General features: G+C 35.3%; 5 protein-coding genes. 1 reads left to right on the forward strand and 4 read right to left on the reverse strand.

Annotation, left to right across the window (positions count from 1 at the left end):
* The first annotated feature begins 464 nt into the window (after nucleotides 1-464).
* On the forward strand, nucleotides 465-1,103 hold the full coding sequence (locus ED312_RS14925; RefSeq protein WP_123216823.1) for a DUF7793 family protein: 639 nt from the start codon (nucleotides 465-467) through the stop codon (nucleotides 1,101-1,103).
* Nucleotides 1,104-1,182: 79 nt separating this feature from the next.
* On the opposite strand, the gene ED312_RS14930 is transcribed toward ED312_RS14925, so the two are convergent.
* The 4 genes from ED312_RS14930 to ED312_RS14945 form a co-directional block, all read right to left on the reverse strand.
* Nucleotides 1,183-2,430 (reverse strand): WcaI family glycosyltransferase, encoded by a 1,248-nt coding sequence (locus tag ED312_RS14930; protein WP_123216824.1) that lies wholly within the window; start codon nucleotides 2,428-2,430, stop codon nucleotides 1,183-1,185.
* Nucleotides 2,423-2,974, reverse strand: coding sequence for a putative colanic acid biosynthesis acetyltransferase (locus ED312_RS14935; RefSeq protein ID WP_123216825.1), 552 nt, complete (start codon nucleotides 2,972-2,974; stop codon nucleotides 2,423-2,425). The genes ED312_RS14930 and ED312_RS14935 overlap by 8 nt, the downstream gene beginning before the upstream one ends.
* Before the next feature lies 1 nt (nucleotide 2,975).
* The gene (locus tag ED312_RS14940; RefSeq protein ID WP_123216826.1) at nucleotides 2,976-4,055 is read right to left on the reverse strand and encodes a glycosyltransferase family 4 protein; all 1,080 of its coding nucleotides are present in this window, start codon (nucleotides 4,053-4,055) and stop codon (nucleotides 2,976-2,978) included.
* On the reverse strand, nucleotides 4,045-4,901 hold an 857-nt coding region (locus tag ED312_RS14945), incomplete at its 5' end, for an O-antigen ligase family protein (protein WP_148044308.1). The genes ED312_RS14940 and ED312_RS14945, both read right to left, overlap by 11 nt.

Raw genomic sequence — 4,901 nt, forward strand, 5'->3', positions numbered from 1 at the left:
AACCGAAACGCATGGCACTAACCAACCGTTTTCACTGGCACAAATTGTTCCGAGATATCCACCTAAACTATAAAAAACTGTTCAAAAACCGGCAAAAGACCGTTTTCCTCCTTAAAATAATCCCTCCTGCGCCTTTTTACTCCCCGATTACGCCATATTTTCCCCAAAATATACGGAGAGAACAGGACCGTTAAAAGAAGGTTACGGAAAACCGTATGTTTTTATGGAAGGATTTTGGTACTTTGGCAGCTTGTTGTTTAGTACATGACAAAATTCGATCTGGGTGGATTTTCCTCTCCCGAAAGCTTTCGGGATTTTTACCCCATCCCTAAAGGGTGATCCCGATAAATATCGGGAGAGGAAAATCAGGTTCCCTTTAGGGTTAGGGTCAAACTGATTTACCGATAAATCTGCATGAAACAAATTTTGTCATGTACTAAAATTGCTGTTGAAAAACCGCAAAAATGCCTGAGTTCCTGGAAAATAAATATGCGCGTTTATGGATAGGCCAGGGTATCCTGTTTGTAACCTATAAGCCGGCTACCGTCCTGGACCTTCGTGCTGCCATACGCTTAACTTCGGACCGGCTTTCCCTGCAGGGCAAAAAGGCATATCCTGTTTTCGTGGATTTCCGGGGGGTAAAAGACCTTACCCGAAAGGCCAGGAACTATCTCGCGGGCGAAGGTGCCCTGTATATCCGGGTCCTGGGGGTTTATGCCACTTCGCCCCTGGGCAGGCTGATGGCCTATTTTTACGTAAAAGCCAATGCCCCGGCCATTCCTATAGGGATATTTCCGCGAAAAAAAGATACGTTACACTATGTGAAAACCACCATCCGGGGCGAAAACGACCCCGGGGCTATCCGAAAACAGCACCGTATACACAGTTTGTACCCGGATCATTTCAAAGCACAGATCGAACACGTGCAGGATATGTTCCTGGCCCTGGCGACGGGAAATTTTCAATGCCGGATGGAACGCTCCTATAAAGAAGATGACCTTTGGGAATATATTACCGTATTGCTCATTTATTTAGAGTTGGTTTATCGTTTAGTTTGTTTTGAGATCTTTAACAAGGTAAAAGGCACTGGGGCATTGTCTTAAATCAGTTCCTGACCATCTATGAAAAAAGGATCAGACTTTAAGTGAAAATCCAACCCTCGGTATTTTTAGTTTACACACTTTATGGGATAGTGTCTATAATATAATCTATCTTTTTATCTAACGATTTTAAAATTTTGTCCTTTGAATACTTAAAGACAACATATTTTCTAGCGCTTTCCCCCATAAACTTTGCTTTTTTTTTGTCCAAGAATATTTCATGCACACAATCCAGTAATTTGTTCATCTCCTTTGGCTGCACATAATACCCCCCCCCACTTTCTGTCAAAACTTTCCTGACTTCGGAGATGTTGTTCCCCGTTATCAAAGAAGGTTTTCCACTAGCCATCATTCCTAATAGTTTTGAAGGCATTACCGTGTCTATAACATCTTCCTTCTGAAACAACACGTGCAAATCGGCACTACAAAGCAAATCAGACAGTTCTCCAAATGGAACAGGAGGATAATAATATACATAATTCAATGCTTTTATTTCATTTATCAGCCAATCCTTCTTTGCCCCGTCTCCAACTATTGCAACTTCATATTTATCTTTATTAAGTTTCTTGACAAAAGAGAGAAAATTATCCCAATCCTGTTTGTCTCCAATATTCCCAGAATATAATATTTTAAACTTATCGGAGGATAAATAAGGATGCCGATTTGAAACATTCGGATCAATTTTATCTGCATCAATCCAATTGGGCAGATAAACTATCTCTGTTTTTCGTCCGGTTTTAGTCTTAAGCTTTTCAATCATCGTATAGCTAATAGTACTAGCTACCTCTGCTTTGGAAAATAAAAATTTTTCTAACTCAAAAAGTTTACTAAAAAAAAAACTCTTTACCCTACTCGTCCTTTGTTTTGTAACTCCCGCTTGCAACGCTGCATCAAACTCAAAATCCTGTATGTGAACCCACAATTTAGATTTGGTTTTCTTTTTTAATACCCATCCCAAAAAAACAGCACTGGTAAAAGGTACCACCGCAATAACCAAATCGGTTTCTTTGATTTTTAAAATATTCCATAAACTCCCCAAAGTAAAATCTCCCAAATGGAGTATTCGCTTAAAAAAAGAAGGATTTGAAGGAACGTATTGCTTATACCTGTAAATAGTTTCTCCTCCTTTCTCTTCTTTTACAAAAGTCTTCTTTGAAATGTACGAATCTTTTATTTTCCATTGAGGATAATAAGGAAAACCGGTAATCACATTTACTTTGTATCCGGACTGGCCGAGATAATCCATCATTTGAGTGGAATACAAACCTATAGCTGTATCCTCTGGGAAGTAATTTACACCTATCAGGGTGATCGTTTTTTTTTTACTCAACAGTTCTATCCTTTAAAATTTTAACCGGGCTTCCTATACATATTTTTCCAACAGGCAAGGACTTGAAAACACTGCTTCGGGCCCCTACGACAGTCCCCGAACCAATAGTAACACCTGGACCTACATAAACATCCGTAGCTAACCAACACTGATCCTCTATAACAATCTTGTCACTATAAATAGGAAAATCTACTTTTTTATAATCGTGTGATCCCGTACATAAATAAGTTTTCTGAGACACCACTACATTATGCCCTATTTCAATCTCTCCTAATGTATATAAAACAACATCATCTCCTATCCAACTATAATCTCCGATAGACAATTTCCAAGGATAAGTAATCTTTGCAGAAGACCTTATAATTACCCCTTTGCCTACCTTTGCTCCGAAAAGACGTAACAAAAATCTACGCCAGGCATACATTATCTGAGGTGACGGCTTAAAAAAAACACTATCTACCACCCACCATAACTGCACAAACGCTTTGGATCTGCCTCTAAAATCTACTGGAGTTTTGTATTTGTTAAGATCTTGAAAATTCATTTTAATCCTCCAGTATTTTAATAAAATTCTGTTGAAAATGGCTTAAAGTAAATCTTTCTCTAAAATATTCCTGATTTAGTTTTGACATCCTTATAATCATACTTTTATCTCTATCAACCGATACTATTTTTTCAAAAATACCAGTAGAGTTTTTCTTCTCTATAAAAAAACCATTAACACCATCTTTTACTATATCAGGTATCCCTGCATGCCTGGTAGTAATAATTATATTTCCCGTTGCCATTGCTTCAATAATTGAAATTGGCTGTCCTTCCATACTATAATATGTAGGCAAGACAAATATATTTCCCCATTCCAACAATTCCTTTTTATCCTTTCCAAAAACGACACCCACATATCGAGTACATCTCAGTGTCTCAATTTTAGATAAAATTAAATCCCGATTATCGGCATCAATATTTCCTGCAATCTTAGCTTCGTAAGGTATCTTATCGTCTTCTAACTTTTGCAATGCTTCTAATAAATCTAGTATTCCTTTTTCTATTATTAAATTACTCAAAAAAATTATCCTCAACTTATCATTATCACTTGGCTTAATCTCATTCCAAAGATAGTCCTCAGCGAAATTGTATAAAATATAAACCTTGTCTCTATTCAAAAATGGTGTCAGATTATCTATTAGAGATTCTGAAAGTACAATTCCCTTAGTACCGCGTGACATCAGATAATAAAAATATCTTTTTTTAACTCCCTTTAAATATCTATACTGCTCTGCTAAATAATTTCCGTGAATATGAAAAATAATCGTCTTTCCTAGAAAGTAAGAAAGCAGAATGAATAAACTATACTTTGCCACACCAAAAAAAGTCTGACCGGGAGTTATATATATAATTTTGGATTTTATAACAGAGTGTAACGAGAAATTGAATTTAAAATAAAACAAAATCTTTCTTATAGAAAAACTACCCAACTTTTCATCGTAGTTTAGCAATGAGGTATTGATAACCTCCAAATCATACTCCGCATTATCTTTGAGAGCATCGGCGAGTACTTTATTAGCCAAAGAAACTCCTGTCGTGGGTTCCGGAAATGGGCCTATGATTAAAATCTTATTTTTCATCTAAAGTTTTAGGCATTAAAAAGTTTAACAGGTAACTAAATAAAATAACTCCCGTTTGTCTTGCCAAAATATTTTCGGTTAAAAAAAGAAGACCAAAAAATAAAATAATTGCACAAAAAGAATAATCTTTATGGTAAACACCTTGATAAAAGTTATATGTCAGTAAAAACAGAAAGAATAAAAATCCTAAAACACCAGTTTTCAAAAAGAAATCTAAGTATTGATTGTGAGAATTATAGGTTTTTTCCAATAGTAAACTGCTCTTGTCTTTATAACATTTATTTAATTCTTCCTGAACACTTCCAACTCCATAACCTATCCACCATTTCTTACTAATGGCCTTAAAACAACAATCATATATACTAACTCTAAAACTATTTGAAAAATTACTGTTAACAGTAGAATAAGATTCTATTCTTAACATTTCATTCATTCGCCTATTGTAAACAAACAGCATGCTCAGGCCAATAAAAAATATTAGTACTCCTCCAATAATCAACTTATAATTCCTCTTAAACTTAATAAACAAGAAATGTAAAAACAGAAAGAATAAAGACAAGATAACCCCTTTACTAGATAACATGATTAACAATAAAACAGCAACTAAAAAGCTTGAAAAATAATACACCTTCTTTAAAAGTGAAAGTTTCTGTCTATTTGTAAAAATCAACTCGAAAAGAAATATTATGGATAGGCCCGAGTAAAGAGAAGCATAGATTGGATGCTGGCCAATTAACGGAAAACTCTCCACAACTATTCTAAACTTATTAGAATAATAATCCGCATAATACGTAGTGGTATCATCGATAAAGAACGCTATAAAACTAAACAAGCCATAAATTAAGC

It is taken from the genome of Sinomicrobium pectinilyticum (genome assembly GCF_003725735.1).
Taxonomy (GTDB): domain Bacteria; phylum Bacteroidota; class Bacteroidia; order Flavobacteriales; family Flavobacteriaceae; genus Sinomicrobium; species Sinomicrobium pectinilyticum.